General features: G+C 62.4%; 19 protein-coding genes. 4 read left to right on the forward strand and 15 right to left on the reverse strand.

All coding sequences use genetic code 11. The features are described 5' to 3' along the window. The 6 genes from DNA98_RS06120 to DNA98_RS06145 all read right to left on the reverse strand — a co-directional run bounded on the left by DNA98_RS06120 (position 1) and on the right by DNA98_RS06145 (position 6,620). The gene (locus DNA98_RS06120) at positions 1–1,446 is read right to left on the reverse strand and encodes a gamma-aminobutyraldehyde dehydrogenase (protein WP_110527709.1); all 1,446 of its coding nucleotides are present in this window, start codon (positions 1,444–1,446) and stop codon (positions 1–3) included. Between the two features lie 46 nt (positions 1,447–1,492). Beyond that, positions 1,493–2,254, reverse strand: a complete 762-nt coding sequence (locus DNA98_RS06125) for an ABC transporter permease (protein ID WP_165363915.1) — start codon at positions 2,252–2,254, stop codon at positions 1,493–1,495. A 101-nt stretch (positions 2,255–2,355) separates the two neighbouring features. Continuing rightward, positions 2,356–3,282, reverse strand: a complete 927-nt coding sequence (locus tag DNA98_RS06130) for an ABC transporter permease (RefSeq protein ID WP_110527715.1) — start codon at positions 3,280–3,282, stop codon at positions 2,356–2,358. 25 nt (positions 3,283–3,307) lie between these two features. Continuing rightward, positions 3,308–4,321 carry an ABC transporter ATP-binding protein gene (locus tag DNA98_RS06135; protein ID WP_110528317.1) on the reverse strand — a complete coding sequence of 338 codons (1,014 nt, stop codon included), beginning with the start codon at positions 4,319–4,321 and terminating at the stop codon, positions 3,308–3,310. A 61-nt stretch (positions 4,322–4,382) separates the two neighbouring features. Further along, positions 4,383–5,543 (reverse strand): ABC transporter substrate-binding protein, encoded by a 1,161-nt coding sequence (locus DNA98_RS06140; RefSeq protein WP_110527718.1) that lies wholly within the window; start codon positions 5,541–5,543, stop codon positions 4,383–4,385. Positions 5,544–5,699: 156 nt separating this feature from the next. Then, positions 5,700–6,620 (reverse strand): LysR family transcriptional regulator, encoded by a 921-nt coding sequence (locus DNA98_RS06145; protein WP_110527720.1) that lies wholly within the window; start codon positions 6,618–6,620, stop codon positions 5,700–5,702. A gap of 142 nt (positions 6,621–6,762) precedes the next feature. Between DNA98_RS06145 and DNA98_RS06150 the strand changes: the two genes are divergently transcribed. Together DNA98_RS06150 and DNA98_RS06155 are read left to right on the forward strand one after the other, a co-directional pair. Beyond that, positions 6,763–7,044, forward strand: coding sequence for a DUF427 domain-containing protein (locus DNA98_RS06150; RefSeq protein WP_110527723.1), 282 nt, complete (start codon positions 6,763–6,765; stop codon positions 7,042–7,044). A 57-nt stretch (positions 7,045–7,101) separates the two neighbouring features. Further along, the gene (locus DNA98_RS06155) at positions 7,102–7,512 is read left to right on the forward strand and encodes a DUF3197 domain-containing protein (RefSeq protein WP_110527726.1); all 411 of its coding nucleotides are present in this window, start codon (positions 7,102–7,104) and stop codon (positions 7,510–7,512) included. A gap of 144 nt (positions 7,513–7,656) precedes the next feature. On the opposite strand, the gene DNA98_RS06160 is transcribed toward DNA98_RS06155, so the two are convergent. From DNA98_RS06160 to DNA98_RS06170, 3 genes are read right to left on the reverse strand one after another with little or no spacing between them, the layout of a single operon-like run. Continuing rightward, positions 7,657–7,986, reverse strand: a complete 330-nt coding sequence (locus DNA98_RS06160) for a metal-sulfur cluster assembly factor (protein WP_110527729.1) — start codon at positions 7,984–7,986, stop codon at positions 7,657–7,659. A 40-nt stretch (positions 7,987–8,026) separates the two neighbouring features. Then, complete coding sequence (locus tag DNA98_RS06165; RefSeq protein WP_110527732.1) at positions 8,027–10,681, reverse strand: PD40 domain-containing protein; 2,655 nt, start codon at positions 10,679–10,681, stop codon at positions 8,027–8,029. Between the two features lie 18 nt (positions 10,682–10,699). Then, positions 10,700–12,025 (reverse strand): N-acetylmuramoyl-L-alanine amidase, encoded by a 1,326-nt coding sequence (locus DNA98_RS06170; protein WP_110527735.1) that lies wholly within the window; start codon positions 12,023–12,025, stop codon positions 10,700–10,702. Positions 12,026–12,158: 133 nt separating this feature from the next. Here DNA98_RS06170 and DNA98_RS06175 point away from each other — a divergent pair, with 133 nt between their 5' ends. Continuing rightward, positions 12,159–12,728 (forward strand): hypothetical protein, encoded by a 570-nt coding sequence (locus DNA98_RS06175; protein WP_110527738.1) that lies wholly within the window; start codon positions 12,159–12,161, stop codon positions 12,726–12,728. Positions 12,729–12,812: 84 nt separating this feature from the next. Here the strand turns inward: DNA98_RS06175 and DNA98_RS06180 are convergent, their stop codons facing one another. The 3 genes from DNA98_RS06180 to DNA98_RS06190 form a co-directional block, all read right to left on the reverse strand. Next, positions 12,813–13,190, reverse strand: a complete 378-nt coding sequence (locus DNA98_RS06180) for a lysozyme inhibitor LprI family protein (RefSeq protein WP_110527741.1) — start codon at positions 13,188–13,190, stop codon at positions 12,813–12,815. A 224-nt stretch (positions 13,191–13,414) separates the two neighbouring features. Then, positions 13,415–14,356: a VWA domain-containing protein gene (locus DNA98_RS06185; RefSeq protein WP_110527744.1), complete on the reverse strand. Its 942-nt coding sequence runs from the start codon at positions 14,354–14,356 to the stop codon at positions 13,415–13,417. 77 nt (positions 14,357–14,433) lie between these two features. Further along, a complete protein-coding gene (locus DNA98_RS06190) occupies positions 14,434–16,473 on the reverse strand; it encodes a (Fe-S)-binding protein (RefSeq protein ID WP_110527746.1) in 2,040 nt (679 codons plus the stop codon). Between the two features lie 224 nt (positions 16,474–16,697). On the opposite strand from DNA98_RS06190, the gene DNA98_RS06195 reads away from it, so the two are divergent. Then, positions 16,698–16,940 (forward strand): hypothetical protein, encoded by a 243-nt coding sequence (locus tag DNA98_RS06195; RefSeq protein WP_110527749.1) that lies wholly within the window; start codon positions 16,698–16,700, stop codon positions 16,938–16,940. Between the two features lie 23 nt (positions 16,941–16,963). Here the strand turns inward: DNA98_RS06195 and DNA98_RS06200 are convergent, their stop codons facing one another. From DNA98_RS06200 to DNA98_RS06210, 3 genes are all read right to left on the reverse strand, one after another. Continuing rightward, positions 16,964–17,437, reverse strand: a complete 474-nt coding sequence (locus tag DNA98_RS06200) for a CAP domain-containing protein (protein WP_110527752.1) — start codon at positions 17,435–17,437, stop codon at positions 16,964–16,966. Positions 17,438–17,550: 113 nt separating this feature from the next. Beyond that, positions 17,551–18,000 carry a divergent PAP2 family protein gene (locus DNA98_RS06205; protein ID WP_013158832.1) on the reverse strand — a complete coding sequence of 150 codons (450 nt, stop codon included), beginning with the start codon at positions 17,998–18,000 and terminating at the stop codon, positions 17,551–17,553. 126 nt (positions 18,001–18,126) lie between these two features. Continuing rightward, the gene (locus DNA98_RS06210; protein ID WP_110527755.1) at positions 18,127–18,978 is read right to left on the reverse strand and encodes a bifunctional methylenetetrahydrofolate dehydrogenase/methenyltetrahydrofolate cyclohydrolase; all 852 of its coding nucleotides are present in this window, start codon (positions 18,976–18,978) and stop codon (positions 18,127–18,129) included. Positions 18,979–19,024: the final 46 nt, after the last annotated feature.

Raw genomic sequence — 19,024 nt, forward strand, 5'->3', positions numbered from 1 at the left:
TCAGTGCTTCACCATGACGTGCCGTACCACGGTGTAGTCCTCGAGCGCGTAGATGCTCATGTCCTTGCCGTAACCGGAAGCTTTGAGCCCGCCGTGGGGCATCTCGTTGACCAGCATGAAGTGGGTGTTGATCCAGGTGCAACCGTACTGGAGGCGGCTGGCGATGCGCATAGCCTTGCCTACGTCCTGGGTCCAGACCGAGCTGGCCAGGCCGTAGTCGGAGTCGTTGGCCCAGGCGATGGCCTGTTCGGCGTCCTTGAAGCGGGTCACCGAGACCACCGGCCCAAAGACCTCCCGCCGCACGATCTCGTCTTCCTGGAGGGCTCCAGCAATCACGGTGGGCTCGTAGAAAAACCCTTTGCCCTCCCGCGAGTGTCCGCCCGCGGTGATCTCGATGTGGGGCTGCATCCTAGCCCGCTCGACAAAGCTCGCCACCCGGCTGCGCTGGCGCTCGGTGATGAGGGGTCCCATCTCCACCCCCTCTTCGTTCTGCGCGCCGACCTTGATGCTCTTCACCGCATCGGAGAGCTCGGCGACAAATTTGTCGTAGATCTTGGCCCCGGCGTAGACCCGGCAGGCCGCGGTGCAGTCCTGGCCCGCGTTGTAGTAGCCAAACACGCGGATGCCCTGCACGGCGGCCTCGAGGTCGGCATCGTCCATCACGATCACCGGAGCCTTGCCGCCCAGCTCGAGGTGGGTACGCTTGAGGCTTTGCGAGGCCGCCTCGAGCACCCGCTTGCCGGTCGCCACGTCACCGGTAAGCGAGATCATCCGCACCTGGGGCTGGTGGATGAGGACCGAGCCCACCGTCTCCCCTACCCCCGTGATCACATTAACCACCCCGGGAGGGAAAAGCTCGGCCAACAGCTCGGCCAACCGTAGGGTAGTGAGGGGGGTCTGCTCGGAGGGTTTGATCACGCTGGTGTTGCCCGCCGCCAGCACCGGGGCCAGCTTCCAAGCGGCCATCATCAGGGGGTAGTTCCAAGGAGCAATGGAGGCCACCACCCCGATAGGGTCGCGCCGGATGAAGGAAGTGTGGCCTGACAGGTACTCCCCCGCCACCGCTCCGGTCATCGCGCGGGCGGCCCCGGCAAAAAAGCGGAAGCAGTCTGCGATGGCCGGAATCTCGTCGTTGAGGACGGCCTGGTAGGGCTTACCGCAGTTGAGCGACTCCAGCCGGGCGAACTCCTCGGCCCTCTCCTCGATCTTGTCGGCGAGCTTAAGCAGAAGCAACGCGCGGTCTTTAGGCGTAGTCTGCGACCAGGGCTCAAATGCCCGGTCGGCAGCCGCCACCGCCGCCTTGACCTGCTCGAGGGAAGCCTCGGGAACCCGCGCTAGCACCTCGCCGGTGGCGGGGTTGAGCACTTCGAAGGGAGTACTCTCCCCGGCTACAAATTCTCCACCGATGAGCATTTTGGTCTGTCCGATTAGAGGTTTGGTTGCCATTGGTCGCTCCTTTCCTACCTATCGCCCATCGCTTTTGATGGCCCTCTCAGGTGGTCTTGCCTCCCCCGTGTAAATCGTCGGTATCTCGCGTCAACCACTGCGCCAGCACGATGGGCAAAAAGGTGATAAGCATGACGAAAAGCGCCACCACGTTGGTGATGGGGCGCTCGCGAGGACGGAAGAGCTCGCTCAGGAACCAGATGGGTAGGGTCTTTTGGTCGGCAGCGGTGAAGGTGGTGACGATCACCTCATCGAAGGAGAGGGCAAAGGAGAGCATCCCACCCGCCAGGAGCGCCGTGGCGATGCTCGGCAACACCACAAAGCGCCAGGTCTTGAAGTAATCCGCACCCAGGTCCATCGAGGCCTCCACCTGCGAGTAGCCAGTGCGGCGGAAACGGGCCACCACGTTGTTGTACACGGTGACGATGCAGAAGGTGGCGTGCCCGACGACGATGGTCCAGAAGCCGGGCTCTATGGCCAGCCGCTTGAAGGTGGTGAGCAGAGCGATCCCGGTGAGGATACCCGGCAGGGCGATCGGCAGGATCAAGAGGGCTGCGATGAGGTCCTTGCCCAGGAACTGGAAACGGTACATAGCCGCCGCCACCATGGTTCCCAGGACAAGGGCGATCAGTGTGGCCACCGCTGCCACCTGTAGCGAGAGGGAGAGGGCAGCCCACATATCCGAGCGGGCGAAGGCCTTGGCAAACCAGGCCACGGTGAGCCCCGGCGGGGGGAACTGGTAGGTGCGGTCCTCGGTGGTGAACGCGTAGAGCACGATGATGAGGATCGGCAGGTGCAAAAATGCCATTCCCCCGTAAAAAGCGAGGCGAAGCGCAAGGGAAGGTTTACCTGGCACAGCGCCCCTCCACCCGGCTGGCCTTCAGCGCTTGACCTTCAACGCATGTTCGGTCACAAAGCATCGAAGGCCCCCAATCTGCGCATGAAGATCAGGTAAAGGGCGATGATCCCTATCGGCACCACCGAGAAAGCCGCCGCCAGCGGGAGGTTTCCAGCGGTGCCTTGCTGGATGTAGACCATCTGCCCGATAAAGAAACCTGGCTGCCCCACCACCTGCGGGATGATGTAATCGCCCAGGGTGAGGGAAAAGGTGAAGATCGAGCCCGCCGCCACACCGGGAATGGCCAAGGGCCAGATCACCTTCCAGAAGGTTTGGCGCGGTTTGGCACCGAGGTCAGCGGAGGCTTGGATGAGGGATCTGGGAACGCGCTCGAGACTGGCGATCACCGGCAGGATCATGTAGGGCAGCCAGACGTAAACGAACACCGTCGCCATGCCGAGGTAGCTCGAGGAGAGGCTCGAGCCCCCGATCACCGGGATATTGAGGATCGCTTCCAACAGCCCACCCAATCCCAGAAGGTTGAACAACCAGCTCACTACCCCTTCCTGCGCCAGAATCAGCCGCCCCGCGTAGACCTTGACCAAGTAGCTCGACCAAAGCGGCAGGAGCACCATCAAGTACCAAAACGTCCTGCTTGCGCCGCGGGTATAAAAAGCGATGTAATAGGCGATGGGAAAACCGATCAACGCGCAAAGCAGCGTGACCGCCAGGGCCATCAGGGTTGTGCGGAGCACCACATCGATGTTGGCCGGAGAAGAGAATAGCTGCTTGAACGCGGTAAGCGAGAAGCGGTACTCGACCTGTCCGGTGAAATCGTTGAGCGAATAGAAGCTGTACAGCAGCAGGTTGAACAGCGAACCCAGGTAGATGATACCCATCCACAGCAACGGTGGGGTCAACAACAACAAGAGCAAAAAACTCGGGCGCAAGTAGAACAGGTCGGAGATGCGCCGGCGCAGGGGCTTGGTGGCTACCACCGTCCACCTCCCGAGGGGCGAGGCATCACCGGGGGACCTCCTCGCCCCGTCGTATGACTTCGAGGGGCCGTAGGCTACTCGGATCCCAGCTCAGGGTCACCAGGCTCCCGATGTCCAAGCCCACTTCGCCCGAGGGGGCGATAGCGGTGAGTCGTTGCCCCTCTACCCGCACCTCGTAGCGGGTCTGCGCCCCCAGGTAGTGAATATCCAACAACTCCCCCACCAACCGGTTGGGCCCTCTTTCGCTACCGGGTTGGATACGGATGCGCTCGGGGCGGAGGGCGTATTTGCCCTCGAGCCCGATCTGGCGGCCCTCGAGCACGTTGGCGCTGCCCACGAAGCGGGCCACGAACTCGGTCTTGGGGTACTCGTAGAGCCGGCGCGGGGTATCGAGTTGCTCAATACGCCCTTGGTTGAACACGGCCACCCGGTCGCTCATGGAAAGGGCCTCGCCCTGGTCGTGGGTGACGTAGACGAAGGTGATTCCTAGCTGGCGCTGGAGGGCTTTGAGTTCGATCTGCATCTCCTCGCGCAGCTTCAGGTCTAAAGCTCCCAGCGGCTCATCCAGCAAAAGTAGCTTGGGTCGGTTGATCAGCGCCCGGGCCAAAGCTACCCGCTGCCGCTGCCCGCCCGAGAGTTGGCCAGGGCGACGGTCTCCCAAACCGGCAAGCTTAACCAGCTCGAGCATCTCCTCGGCCCGCCGGTAGCGCTCGGCCCGGCCCACCCCCCGCACCATCAAGGCGTAGGCCACGTTGTCCCGCACGTTCATGTGGGGAAAGAGCGCGTAGTCTTGAAAGACCGTGTTGACGTCGCGGGCATAGGGGGGGAGTTTGCTGGCGTCCTGCCCGAACAGGACGATCTGCCCACGCGTAGGGGTCTCGAACCCCCCGATCAGGCGCAAGCAGGTGGTCTTGCCCGAACCGGAAGGCCCCAGCATGGAGAAGAACTCCCCTGTGTAGATCTCCAGGCTCACGTCGTCCACCGCTCGCACCGAACCAAAGTGACAGGAGAGGTGATGGAGTTCGACAGCGTTAGACACGGGATCAACCTCGGGTGCGGGAAACAGCGGCAAAGCAGCCACCAACCGGCCCTTTCTCCCGCTATCTTCCCCCTTGGATCGCCACGTAATCCGAAACCCATCGGCTATACGGAACGCACTTCCCGCCTTGGCTTTTACAAGAGGCGATGGGGGTCTTCCAGAAGTAGATCTTGTCGAAGTCCTGGTAGCCATTGGCTTTGCAACCTTCCGCCCCCAAGAGCTTGCTGGCCGTACAGCCCTGCGGGACTACCGGGTTCGAGCCGAACCAGGCCGCCACATCGCCTTGTACCTTGGGGTTGAGGCTCCACTCGAGCCACTTGTAGGCGCAGTTAGGGTTCTTGGCGTCGGCGTGCATCATGGTGGTATCGGCCCAGCCGGTAGCCCCCTCCTTGGGAACCACGCTATCGATGGGTTGCTTGTTGGCCTTGAGGGTGTTCACCTGGAAGGGCCAGGTCGGTGCGGCCACCACGCCTTCGTTGGTAAAGTCCTGCACCTGGGCGTTGGCGTCGTTCCAGTAGCGCTGCACCAAGGCGCGCTGCTGGCGCAGCAGCTTCAGGGCCTCTTGATACTGGGCCTCGGTGAGTTCATAGGGGTCTTTGATGCCCAGCTCGGGCTTGGTCTTCATCAGGTAAAGCGCCGCGTCGGCGATGTAGATGGGGCCGTAGTAGGCCTGAATGCGGCCTTTGTTGGACTTGCCGTCGGGCAAGGTCATCTCCTCGAAGACCACCTTCCAGCTATCCGGAGGGGTGGGAAAAACCTTGGTGTTGTAGGCCAGCACGTTCAGACCGAACTGGTAAGGTACCCCGTAACGCACCCCGTTTACCGTGTACCAAGGCGCATTGACCAACCGCTTGTCCAGGTTCTTGGTGCTAGGGATGAGGTTCCAATTGATGGGCTGGACCTTGTTGCCGTAGACGAGCCGCAAGGAGGCATCCCCCGAGGCGGTCACCAGGTCGTAGCCGCCCTGGTTCATCAGGGCTACCATCTCGTCGGAGGAGCCCGCCACCTTAACATTCACCTTGCAGCCGGTGGCTTTTTCAAAGGGGGTGACCCAGTCGTAGGCTTTGTCGCTCGAGCCGTTTTCGATATACCCAGCCCAGGCGATGATGTTGAGCTTGCCCTCGGTTTTGCCCAATGACTGCTTGGCCCGGTTGGCTGGAAGCTGGGCCATCGAAACGCTAGCCATGAGTACCAAACCCCACACCCACCATCGTCTTTGCATGCGTTCCCTCCTTTGTTCTGGGCTAAATGGCGACACCCCGCCCTTAGCCACGCCGAATACGGGTTGTCGTACTGTGGCCAAGAATATCCAGCCTATAGCGGCCCTACAAGCCAGTCCAGGGAATGGGAGATATCGGAAAAAGAGATATTGAAAGGTTCAGAACCTAAACAGCGCGTCTTGATCCTGTATCCTGGCGTGTTCCGCCACAATGACCAAGAATTGCCGAGCCGTCTCGGAGAGGGCACTGCCCCGGCGCCATGCCACCCCGATCTCGAGCCTGGGCAACTCCTCCAGCAAAGGCCGCGACTCGAGCCTATCCCCTTCCAAGCTCCAAGGACGGTACATCAGGTTGGGCAGCACCGCTACCCCAATTCCCACCGCCACCAAGCTGCGCATGGCCTCGATGGAATCGGTGCGCACGGCGATCTTGGGAAAGCGGCTTAGGCGGTATATCTGCTGGGTGACTTCCTCGAGCTCGTCGTTTTTGAGGGCCAAAAAGCGCTCAGGGTGAAGCTCCTCGAGCCGGATCGCCTCTTTTTGGGCTAAGGGATGGTTGGCCGCCAACCAGACCCGCCACGGCGAGCGCAAGAGGGTGCGGGTCTCGAGGGCCTGTTTGTCCACATTCGAGACGTCCATCACCGCCACGTCGAGCTCGCCACCGATGAGCAGATGCTCTATATAGCCCCGCCGATCCTCGACGATCGAAACCTCCACCCCGGGAAAAACCCGCTCGAAGCGGTCCAACAGGTAGGGCAGATAGTAGGCTGTGACCAGGCTGGTAACCCCTAAGTTGAGCTTGCCGGTCACGGTATCGGGCCGCTCACGGATGGCCTGCTCAGCGTTGCGCAAGGTGGCCAGCACCTCATGGGCGTGGCGCAAGAACTGGTGCCCAGCGTGGGTCAGCACCATACCGCGCGCATGCCGGGTGAAGAGTTCGGCGCCCAGGGTGTCCTCGAGCTTCTTGATGGCCTCGGTGACCACCGACTGGGTGACGTTGAGGGAGGTAAGGGCCCTGGAGATCGAACCCGATTCGGCCACCGCGATGAAGTACACCAACTGTTTGAGCGATATCTGCATATCCAGGACTTCCTATCGGTATTACCGAAAGCTATTATCCCCCAAAAGCTTGCCATTGACTTCCTGCGGCAGGCTGCCCTTGGAGTGTATCCGTAAGCCAAGCTACTCTAGGTCTCGATGATCTAAAGTACCCTACCACCGCATGAAAGCCATCTGGAACGGGCAGGTCATCGCGGAGAGCGACCAGACCATCGTAGTCGAAGGCAATCACTACTTTCCTCCCGAGAGCGTACGGCAGGAGTTCTTGCAGGACTCGCCCACCCACACCACCTGCCCCTGGAAAGGCACAGCGAGTTACTACAACTTGGTGGTAGACGGGCAGATCAACAAGGACGCAGCCTGGTACTACCCCACGCCCAAGGACGCCGCGAAGCAGATCAAGGGGTACATTGCGTTCTGGCGAGGGGTGCAAGTAATCCCGTAACTGGCCAGACGCCCCATCTCCGCCTTTTGCCTCGCCCCTACCCCGTAAAATACCGTTATGGAAGTGATTGGCCTTCGCGGTGCACCCCAACATACCCTCGAGGCCCTCCAGGAGGCCTTGAAAGGCGCGCGCTTTCCCGAACTCATCGTCACCTTCGTGACCGACTGGCAGGATCAGCGGAACAAGGCCCGCTACGCGGTATTCGTGCGCAGCAGTAAACATTCGCTGCTCACCATGGACGCTTTCGGCCCAGCCTTCGGCCCCGAGGGGGATCAAGCCCTAAGCGAACTGGTGCACTGGCTAGAAGAAAAGGGAGTACATAAGTGGTACGAGTCGGTGGTACCTCCTTCGGAATACGCCGCCCTATTCGAGACCGACCCTGACGAGGTGCACCGCCAACTGGTGGCTAACGCTAACCCCAGCGACCCCGCACTGTATACCCATAGGGGCTACACCAGCCGGATGTGACGGCAACGGTAATACTGGGGAGCGCACCCCGCGGAGAGACCCCGGCTAGCCTCAGGTGAGGTCCGGCGAAACCTCGCCCACGGGCCCGGTCACAGGCGATCCGCCGACACAAAGCACGCGGGCCACCTTGGAGAAGCGCCCCGCTCAGACGTTGAAACCAAACATCCGCATCTGCCGCTTACCGTCCTCGGTCATCCTGGCGGGTGTCCAGGGTGGAGACCAGACGAACTCCACGTTCACGGAGTTCACCCCAGCCAGCCGCATTACCGCGATCTCCGCATCGGCCTTGACGATATCCTGGGCCGGACAGCCGATGGCGGTGAGGGTCATGGTGATCTCTACCTCTCCGTTTTCCTTGACCTCCACGTCGTAGACCAAGCCCAAGTCCACCACGTTGACGGGAATCTCCGGGTCCTTGACTACCTTGAGGGCTTCCAGTACCTGTTCCTTGGTGGGCAAAACCGCTTCGCTCATCCTCGTATCCTACCGGAATTCGCCCTGGCTAGGGAGGGGCTTAGTAGGGTAGCGGGGCAGCCAGAGCCGCATACAGCTTAGGGGCCATCTCCCCAGGGGAGTAGGCGATGCCCCCCACCAATCCAACCTGAACCCCGGACACGCTGAGCGAGGCCCCTAGCTCTACGCCAAAACCGTAGCGGAAACCCTGCTGGGTCCAGCCCGCATCGGTAAAGAGCCCCATCCAGGTATCGTCCACGAAACCTACGATGGGTAGCCTCCGCTCGATGGGCACCAATGGGAAGTCCCACTGCAGTGAGCCCACTACACCCAGCGGTCCTGTCAGCTCACCTGCATCCAAGCCGCGCAGCGCAAAGCGGCCGTAAGGCCCTCCCAGGGTGATCTGGTCAGCGGCCAGGGGCGCCTTGCTGTACCCCCCGGCCAGGCGCAGGTTGATCCGCTGCCCTCCAGGGGAGGTCCAGCGCAGGCTGCCGGAGCACTCCGCCTCGAGCCCACCCCAGCCTCCTATCCCCTCGCGAAAGTATCCGCCACCTTGCAGATCCAACCGCATCGCCGTCCGCAGTTCCTCCCGCCGCCAGGAAAAGTTGGTGGTGTAGGCGGCCTCGAGGGCATGCTTGGTCGGCAAGGTAGGGGAACGGGCATCGCGGGCATAGCGCAGGTCCAAACCAAAGCGGCTGAACTCCAGGCGCTGAAGGTTGTAGGGTCCATTGCCCTCGAGCTGCAATGAGATATCCGGCGGGAACTGACGGTTGGTGTAGCGAAGGTCGTACACCGGCCAACCCTGGGCGGCATTCCACCCCGCAATCACCACGTAGCCATGCTGCCCGACAGGATCAGCTCCCTGCAGGTAAACTCCGGCCCCACCGGCTACCGGATAAGGCAGCCAGAAATGGGGGGCCAGCAGGGCGAGGGCGTCGTACGGCCGTGCCGGAAGGGATTTTGGCGCAAGCTCCGCGGCCACCGGTTCCCTGGGGCGTTCGATCGGCTCCCAGGTAGAAGGGTCGTAGGGCATGCGGTAGAGGTCGTAGCCCCTCGAAGCGTAGCCGACAAATAGCAAGCTCGCCCCTTGCACCACCGGGAAGAAGGCCCCGGTGAGCACGTTGCTGACCTGGAAAAAGCGTCCATCGCCAAGCCGATAGGCGTAAAGGTTGTAGACCCGGCCCGGGTCAGAGCTGAAAAGAATGTACTGGCCATCGGGGCTCCAGCTCGGGTCGGAATCTTGGTAGCGGTCTTGAGTAAGCCGGGTGAGCTCGAGGGAGTCCAAACTGAGCAAATAGAGGTCCTGAAACCCATCCTCGGTTTGCAGCGCCAGGGCCAGGGTTTTCCCGTCAGGCGAGACGGCCAGCGAATGGACGGAGGCCCCGAGGGGGAACCCGGGCGAGGTGGGATGGGCGAAATCCAGCACCTGCTCCCCACCCCCTAGCCCAGGCCGCAAGACCTCGAGCCGAGCCGAACCATCAGGGTTGTTGGCCGCGTAGAAGATGCGCCCATCCGGGGCGTAGCTGGCCGCGTAGGCGCGCTCGCCCTGGGTTAGCCGGGTCTCATGGCCCGATCCCAGGTCGTAGCGGAAGAGGTCCCGCTGCCCCGAAGCCAGAAGCTTGCTGTAGACCAACGAGTTGCCCTCGGGCGACCAGGTGGGTGAAGCCACCGTCCCATCCGAAATCAGCTCGCGATCCTCCCCGGCCAAAAGGCGCAATCCCGCCCGCTCCGGGCTCGAGTGAACGTACGCGATCCCACCGGGACCCACCGCGGGAAAGCCCGCGTAATATCCCCGGTGAGTGAGGGGCTGAGCCTCACTCACCCCAGTCTCCCCTCGCTTCGCTCGGCGAAAATACGCCTCGCGGATCGCTGCGATTTCCTGGGCGAACTGCTGGGAAAGCCAGCCGGTAAAATCGTCATACAGAGCGTCCAAACCCTTGCCGGTCACCGCGTATAAGGCCGCTTCCAGGTCACCGCCCGCGCTCAGGCCATCGGAGAGCTGGCGCAGGGTCTTTGGACCATAGGTAGCCTCGAGGTAGTAGAGAAACCAGGAGGTGTAGTTGTAAACCAGCAGCCCTGGAGCGGGCCAGGACCGGCGGGAGTAGACCTGGGTGGTCTGGTCGAGAGGGGGAAACTCACCGTCCAGCACCATCTGCCGCAGCATCATCCGGGTTCGGGCATCGTTGAGGCGGGACTCGCCCTGGGTTTTGAACTTCTCGTACACCGCCAAGCCCTCGATGAAGGACTGGGGCTTGGCCGCGTTGGGAGCCACGATCCGGCCAAAGGTGCGGCGGAGGGTGGCGAAAGGCCCGCGGGCTTGGGTCAGATCCACCATATGCACCAGCTCGTGGAAGATGACCATGCGCAGCCAGCCCAAGCGCATGTTGAAATCGTCTGAGCCGCGGGCACGCGCGGTGTAGATGACCAATCGGTTCCCTACCGGATCGGCGAAGCCGTTAGAAAAATCGGGGCCTTCTTCGATCACCACATCGAGCTTGGGCGGGGCCTCGCCAAACTGCTCGAGGAGGGTGGCGTAAGCCTCTTCAGCGATTGCGGCGGCCCGCCCGGCCAACGCCTCGAGGCCTTGTGGGAAATGAAGGCGAAAGTGCAAGGTCTCGAGCGTCATCCAGCCCTGGCGAGGGTCAGGGCCTTCGGTTTGGGCTAGGCCAAAAGCCAGCAGCGCCAGGCTCAGGATCAGGCGGAATCCCCACCTCATGAGCACGAGTCTATCCCTCTACTGCCCTGGGTAATCGTTCTCCAGGTACTCCAGCACTCCCCGCGCGATTCCATAGGCTAAGCGCTCGAGGTAGTCGGGGTTGCGCAGGTTGACCCCTTCGATGGGGTGGGTGACATAACCAACCTCCACCAGAATTGAAGGAACCGGGGCGAATTTGTTGACGTAGAAGTCGGCTACCCGCACCCCGCGGCCCGTAGCGGTGCTCGAGCTGAGCAGATACGACATCACCTTGACGGCAAGCCCTTGCGAGAGAGAAACGCGCTGGCTGGCGCTGATCGTGGGAAGCAGGGCTGGCAGGGTGGACGGGGGGGAAATGGGGGCAATTCCTTCAGTAGCCTCCCCCACGACAGCGGAGTCAAACCCATCGGACATCACGCCTGCATTGGGTGGGGCTTGGGCCGGCGGGGGGGCAGCGGCAGGTGACGTGCTTTCCGCAGGAGAAGCCGAAGCAATCGGAAGCGGGGGCGTAGCGACGACCGGGGCGACCGCCCCAGGGTCGGTAGGCGGGACCGCCCGGGCGATCTGGGAAACGTCGGGCCAGAGTGGGGCAGCCAAGGGGTAAAGAGGCTTCGCCGCGGGGCCGAAGTAGTAGACCTCGAGCCCGCACCACTCCTCGGCCTTGGCGGGTGGAGCGGCGTTGGCGTGGATCGAGACGTAGAGGGTTTGGCCCTTGGCCAACGCCAGCCGCGCGGCCAAGTCGGTGCGCTTGTCGGCGGAGAGCGCCCTGTCCTCGCTACGGGTCAGGGTCACCCCTACGCCCGCGGCCTGCAAATAGTCCGCCACCCGCTTGGCTATCTGGAGGGTCACCTCTTTCTCGACGACATAGCCTATGGCCCCGGGATCAGGGCCGCCATGCCCCGGATCCAAAACTACCCCGAAACGCTTGCCGCTGGCCTTGACGAAGCGGAAAGGAGGAAGGGCCTCCAGCGGAATCAACCCCACAAAAGCCCCTGAGAGATCCAGCACCAGCCGCTGCCCATCCCCGCCGAGGGCGGGCAACCGCGAGAGCCTGTACCCCCAGCCCGGCCCCACCCCCTGTGGGGTGAGCAAGGTCAGCACGGCATCAGAGCCTTTTTGCTCCAGAGCATATCCGGTGAGTTCGGGCAAACCGATCTGGGCGATGGCCGGGATCACCGCCTGCCCCGGCAGGGTAATGCGCAGGGCCGGGCCCAAAGGCTCGAGGGTATAGGTCACCCCCGGCGGGAGGTCGAGCACCACACGGGTATAGCCGGGATGGTGGCCAACCCGGGGGGTGAGGAGCTCCCCCCAGGCCACCCCTCCCATCACCAAGCTCCATATCGCCGCTCGTAAACAACGCCTCATGGCAACGGGGGCAGTTTACCCATTCCCCGGGCCCGCTCAGGTGAATTTAGCGCCGCTGCAATTTAATGCTGCGCCGTCGAGGCGTGAACCCTCACAGCAGTTCTAACGCGCAGCGAGTAGATTGGAGCTCGCCATGTATGCCCTCGCCGCCCTCCACCTCGAGCTGGCCCAGGAGTTCCTCGCCAAGCTCCTCACCCAGCAGTTGTCCACGCTGGATATCCCCCTCGAGATTCCTTGGCTACACATCCCGCTGGGTCGCTTGCAGGGCGGCGAGGTCAAGGCGGGCCGTTTGGAGCCGGGTTCGTGCCAGCTCGAGGTGACTTTCGCCAGCGGGCCATCCGCCGAGGTGCGGCTAAGGCTCCTCGAGTTTTGCCCCGATACCCAAACCCTAGACCTGGAACTTGAGGAATTTCGCCTCTCGGGCTTCGCCGGGGCCGGGCTCGCCAGGCTGGCCAGGCGTAAGCTGCTGGAGGTCACCGCGTCGCGGGCTAACGCCCAGCTTCCCGGCTTGGTCACGCTGGGAAAGGGGATGCGGTGGCAGCTCCACTTCGGGCCGCTCTGGCGCAAGGTCTTGCGCGACTCACAACTCCGCCAAACAATCGAGAGCCGGCTGGGGCTGAAAGCCGATCTGAGCTTGCGGGCTCGGGCGGTGCACCTCGAGGAAGGAAAAGCGGTGCTCGAGCTAGAGGGCCAGCTCTCTTGATTGTTGGGGTATTGCGCGGTCTTAATGCCGCAAGACGCGGGAGATTATCCTTTCCTAGCGTAAAGCTGGTCATCAAACCACCAGTCAACGCAACCGGCTATTCACGCAACCGGTGCTGTTGCACTCGCGGATACGCGCTTTAAGAAAATCGGTGCGCTGGGTGGTCATCCTGAGGGCGCAGTCCAGGTTGACGAGTCGGGCATCACCGGCAACCTCGGTGCATCTCTGATTGCGCTGGCGGATCCAGGCCAGTTGCGAGGTGCGCAGGATACTCCGTCCCTCGGCATCGAGCTTACCCACCAGCTGCTTGTACACTTTGTTGAGGTCCTTATCGGCCTGCTGGTAAAGCTGAATGGCGCAGTAGACGTAATCGAAGTCGGTACCAGGGTTGTCGCAACCTGCGGCTTTGCCCAGGCCAAAGCCCGTCATCGCCAGCAATGCCAAGGCCATAAGTTTGCGCATACGGGACCTCTGCCTTCGATTGTAGCAGTCAAGCGCCCAAGCCTCCGGGAAATGCGCGACGAGATCATGGGCTTTCCCTAGGTCGAACTCGCCAAGCCCGCGTTCATCTTCGGTTGGCGGTTCGAGATTCGCCTTGGGAGTTAGGTGGGCGCGCGAGACCCCCGACGCTCGGTTGGCTAAAGCAAAACTCGAGGCTCGAGCGACCAGGCGGCGATTGAGACGCGCTACACCACCTGCCGCCGCAGGCTCGAGGTCAGCAAGCTCGAGGCCAACAGTAAGCCCGCAAGCAAGGCAAAAAGCCCGCTCACTTCGGTGCGCTCAGGCTTCCAACCCACCGTCCGGCCCAGGTTGCGGTAAGCCGCCTGTAGCTTTTGGGCGGACTCGGCAGCGTAGTATCTACCGCCGGTGATCTCGGCGATGGCGCGCAAGGTTTCTTCATCGAAGGCCATAAAGTTGAATTGGAAATCGTTTTGGCTTTGATCCAGGCGGCGGCCCAAACCGATGGTATGGACGGTCACGCCCATCTCCTTGGCTTTCTGCGCGGCCTCCAGCGGGTCCGAGCCCCGGTTGCTGCGCCCGTCGGAGAGCAACACCACCGTGGAAGGGCCCCTGAGCCGACCCGTTTCGTCTTTAGGAAAAGCCTTCAGGCTCTCTAGCAAGCCGTCTCCGATCGCGGTTCCTCGGGCCATCTGGAGAAAGTCAATCTGGTCTAAGACCCGCTGGTGGTCGGCGGTGAGAGGAACCTCGAGCGTGGCATACCCGGCAAAGCTCACTAGCCCTACCTTGGCCCCCTTCGGCAGGGAGCGCACGAAAGTCTGGGCGGCCTTTTTGGCCGCGGTGAAACGATCGGGATAGATGTCCTCAGCCTGCATGGAACGGCTGATGTCCATGGCGAGCATCACCCCCACCCGCTCGTCGGGCTGAGGAATCATAGCGTGGGGCCGAGCTAGGGCAAGCAGGCCCAGGGTGAGGGCAAAAAAGTACAGCCCGGCGCTCAGGTGGCGTCTCCAGGGCGGGGTAGCCGGCACGAGCCGGATAAGCCGTCCCAGATGGGGGTAAAGGGCATAAGCCCGAGCCCCCTCCACCGCTATCCTGCGCCGGTACTGCCATATCAGGACAGGCAGCAGCAACAACAGCCACAGCAGGTGAGGAAACTGAAACCCCATGGCCCACCCCAGGCGGTGAGAGAAGAGCTTATTGCAGTCTACCCCTCGAATTTGTAGGTTTCGTGAAGCTCCGGACCTCAATCGCTGGCCGGCCCCAGGGCCTCTCGGTGGCTGCGCAAATCCCGCGCTACCAGCTCGGCCACATCCAATACCTGCATTCCTTCACCCTCCGGCTCCTGCGCGGTCTCCACGTTCATCATCGCCATGCAGAAGGGACAGCCAGTGGCGATGGTAGCGGCCCCGGTCTTTTTGAGTTCCCGGTAACGGTTGCTCGAGACCCGCTCGGCCCCGGGTTCCTCCTCCTTCCAAAACTGGCCTCCACCGGCTCCGCAGCAGAAGGAGTTCTTACCGTGGCGGGGGGGCTCGGCAAGCTCGAGGCCCAGGGCTTGGATGACGGCGCGGGGCTCCTGGAGAATGCCGTTGTGGCGGCCCAAGTAGCACGGATCGTGAAAGGTGACCTTGCCATCCGAAAAACCCACCGCGATCTTCTTCTGGGAAACCAGCTCGGCGATGAAGTCGGTGTGGTGCCGCACGGTGTAGTCGCCGCCAAAATCCTTGTATTCGTTGGCGAGGGTGTGAAAACAGTGCGGGCAGGTGGTGACGATGGTCTTGGGTTTGGCCTCCATCGCGGCATTGAGCGTAGCCACGTTTTCCTCGGCTAGCTGCGCGAAGAGGTACTCGTTGCCAGAGCGCCGGGCGGCGTCGCCGGTGCACTTCTCCCGCTTGCCCAGGATGGCCCAGGACACGCCGCTGGCCTGGAGGATCTCGGCCATGCTGCGGGCGATCTTCTGGGCGCGGGGGTCGTAGCTGGGAGCGCAGCCCACCCAGTAGAGCACCTCAGCCTCGGGGTTTTGCTCGATGGTAGGGACCTCAAAGGGCAAGCCCTCGGTCCAGGCGGTGCGCTTGTCTTGGGATAGGTTCCAGGGGTTGCCGTTGCGCTCCATGCCCCGGAAGGCCTGCCCGAGCTGGGCGGGGAACTCGCCCTGCATCATCACCCGCTCGCGGCGAATATCCACGATGTGCAGCATCTGCTCGTTGCCCACCGGGCAGACCTCGATGCAGGCGTTGCAGGTGGTACAAGCCCAGATGGACTCTTCGTTGGTGGCAAACTCCAATAGCGGGCGGGGGCTCTCCTTCCCGGCGGCGAACATCGGCAAGATCTCGTTGAGTTCGTAACGCTCAGAGATCAGCATGGCCGCCGGGGAGAGGGCCTTGCCGGTGGTGTAGGCCGGACAGACTTCCTGGCAACGGTTGCACTGGATGCACGCGTACGCATCGAGGAGGCGCGGCCAGGAGAAGTCCTCCAGCTTGGCCACCCCCAAGCCGGTCTCTTCGGCTCGCTCGAAGTCCAGCGGCAGCAAGGCGCCAGGCTTTTCCTTTTTGAAAGCAAGGTTGATGGGGGCTAGGAAGAGGTGGATGTGCTTGCTGCGGGCGAAGTAGGGCAGGAACACCAGGATCGAACCCAGCGCCCCCCACCAGAAGAAGTGCTCTAGGAAGGCAATCTCCTCAAGGGTGAGGAAGCTCAGCCATCCGCCCACCGCCGAAGCCACCGGTTGGAAGGGGTCGGGACCCAAATCGGCAGCCTGGGCGGATTTGTGTAGGAGCCTCGAGCCTACGTGAAAAAGGATGAAGCTGCCTACGATCAATGAATCGCGGCGGATACCCGCGGGGGCTTTTTCGTGCAGGGGGGTTTTGGGATTCCAGGTGAAGTCAGCGGGGCGGACCACAAAGCGGCGCAACAAAAGCCCCGCTATCCCCAGCAAAATCAGCGCGGTGAGGATATCCCCCACAAGGTTGACTCCGTTCCAAAATCCTCCCCGCAATACCACCGGGAAGTAGCCCTCGAGCGCATCGAGGAAGTTGACCAGCAAGTAAAAGACAAAGCCGTAGAACACAAAAGCGTGCAAAAGCGAGACCCAGGGCCGCTTCTTGAACACCGTCTGCTGGGTCAGGGCGATCCACAATCCCTTGCCTAGCCGCGCGGCCAGGTGGTCAAAACGGTCCTCCGGCCTCCCTCTGGCGATGGCCCGGTAGACCCGGTAGAAGGCCATTCCCCCCACATAGAAGGCGGCTACAGCAAAGACCAGAAAGAGGATTTTTTCGCTCAAGCTCAGCATTGACTCCCCCAAGGCGGGCAAAATCTTGTACTGGGTATAAGCATATAGGTTTTGCCGCTTTGCTTCAAGCCAAAACTCCCGTTGGGGCTATTGTCCGGCGAGAGCCCCGGCAAAGCAAGGGCACGCTTGGCCCTGCACCGATGTCCCACGTACGCAAGACGCTAAACGCGGTGGATCGGGCCAATCATGCTGCAGGCAGCGCCCGGTTACAATGCAAGCTTAGGATGAACCCCTATACCCTCGCCTGGATACTGCTGCTTTTGTTTGGTCTAATCAACTTGGGCATGGCCTGGTCTTTCCTACGCCCCCGCAACCGCCTAAACCTGATGTGGCTCCCAGGTGGGGCGGTCGCCCTGAGCTACCTGCTGTTCGCCCTCTTCCCCGGGGCCCTTACCCTGCTGGCCTTCCCAATCCTGCAAACCCTGGCCTTTCAGGCCTTGCTCAGGCTGACCACCAGCCACAAATAACGTGTGCTCCGGGGTTTGCTGGCTCAGCGCGGCTGAGCCAGCACCACCGCCCAAGCCCCGCCCAATCTCGAGAACCCTACCCCTAGTTCCCGGTAGTAGGGGTTCATGATGGCCCGGCAGTGCACCGGCGAGCGCAGCCACCAGCTCACTGCCCTACGCGGATCTTTGCCGTAGCCCTTGAAGATGATCTCCGACAGGCGCAAGTAGCGGTAGCCGACCTGGATCACCCGGGCTCGAGGCCCCTGCCCTTGGTAGTAGTGGGACAAGAACCGCTTCTGCCCCATGTTGTTGGCGTGATTCTGCGCGGCGATGGCCAGGGTGCCGCTATAGCTGAGGGCCGGGAGGCGAAGGCCGCCTCCACCCCCCACACAACGCACCCCCTGCGCCCGAGCCTGGTTGATCAGGGCCAGCATCTGCCCCTCCAGCCCCTGGCGCTGGGCCAAAGCCGGACTCAGGCATAAACCTAGCCAGACCCAACAAAAAAAGAGATGTCTCATGGCCCCTCAGAATGTAGGAATACTAACCACCCAGCCCCGACCGAATCAAGCAGGGGGGCTTAATCTACCCCTCGCCACGGTCGGCAAAACCCACCTCCCGGGTGGGGTTCGTATCAGACGACCAGGAAGCTGATCCAAGCGAACATGGCCCCGATGATGGCCCCCACTGCGACCTCCAGGTAGGTATGTCCCAGCAGTTCCTTTAGGGGCTCGGGTTTGGGGCCTTGCTTGCGAAGTTCTTGAAGTTCTTCGACCAGATCGTTGAGGAGCTGAGCGTGCATGCCGGCGGCCCGGCGGATACCGGTGGCGTCGTACATCACGATGAAAGCCAGCACCGCCGCGATAGCAAAGTAAGCGCTCCCCCAGCCCTCGGTGATCCCCACCCCGGTGGCCAAGGCCGAGACGGTAGCGGCGTGCGAGGAGGGCATCCCCCCCGTCTCTACAAAGCGTTCCCACTGCCACTCACGCTCGACGGCATAGTAGATAAGCAGCTTCAACACTTGGGCGATAAAGCTCGCCAGGACCGCCGTCCACAAGACTTGATTGGAGAGGAGTTCAGCCATAAGCGGGCGCAGATACCCTTAGATTTTACCTGGCAAAGTAAGGTATCTCCCGCTCGAGGTCTGCTTGACCCGAGTACAGACAAACCCGCCGGGGCCGACCCGGCAATACCGCAACAACCAAAGCCCTTACCGCGTTCCTCTACGGCGCATCGCTGCCTTGACGGTGTTGGCGAGCAACATCGCCACGGTCATGGGACCGACCCCACCCGGAACCGGGGTGAGGGCCGAGGCCACCTCTGCCACCCCAGGGGCGCAGTCGCCCACCAGGATATCCCGGCCCGCCTCGTTCTGCCCCACCCGGTTCACGCTCACGTCCACCACCACCGCGCCGGGCCGCACCATCTCGGGGGTGATGAACCCGGCCCGCCCCACCGCCGTCACCAGGATCTCGGCCCGGCGGATGACCGAGGGGAGGTCTTGAGTCTTGGAGTGGGCCAACGTCACGGTGGCATTCTCGCGCAGCATCATCGCCGCTAGCGGCTTTCCTACCAGGTTTGAGCGGTTGACGATCACCACCTCTTTCCCTCCCACGGAAATCCCGTAGTACCGCAACAGACGCATAATCCCTGCTGGGGTACAGGACTCGAGCCCCTCCAGACCCATCCACAGCCGACCGGCATTGGTGGGGGTAAGGCCGTCTACGTCCTTATCGGGGTCAATCGTCTCGAGCACCCGGTTGAAGTTCACGTGTTCAGGGGTCGGGGACTGCACCAGGATGCCGTCCACTGCGGGATCGGCGTTGAGTCGGCGGATGTGCTCGAGCAGGGCTTCTTGGCTCATGCTCTCGGGGAACACGTCCACCTGGCTGCTGAGGCCTAGTTTCTTGGCCTGCCGGTCCTTGAGCCGTACATAGGAGACCGAAGCCGGATCCTCACCCAGCCGCACCACCCGCAGGTGCGGCACATAGGGTAGCTTTGCCAACTGAGCGCGCAGCTCGGCGTATACCGCCTCGGCTACCGGGGGTCCTGCAAGTTCCATAGCTCTCCTCGTTTTATCGACCGCGCCGAGGGATCCCGGAACAACC

This window comes from Meiothermus sp. Pnk-1 (assembly GCF_003226535.1).
GTDB lineage: Bacteria > Deinococcota > Deinococci > Deinococcales > Thermaceae > Allomeiothermus.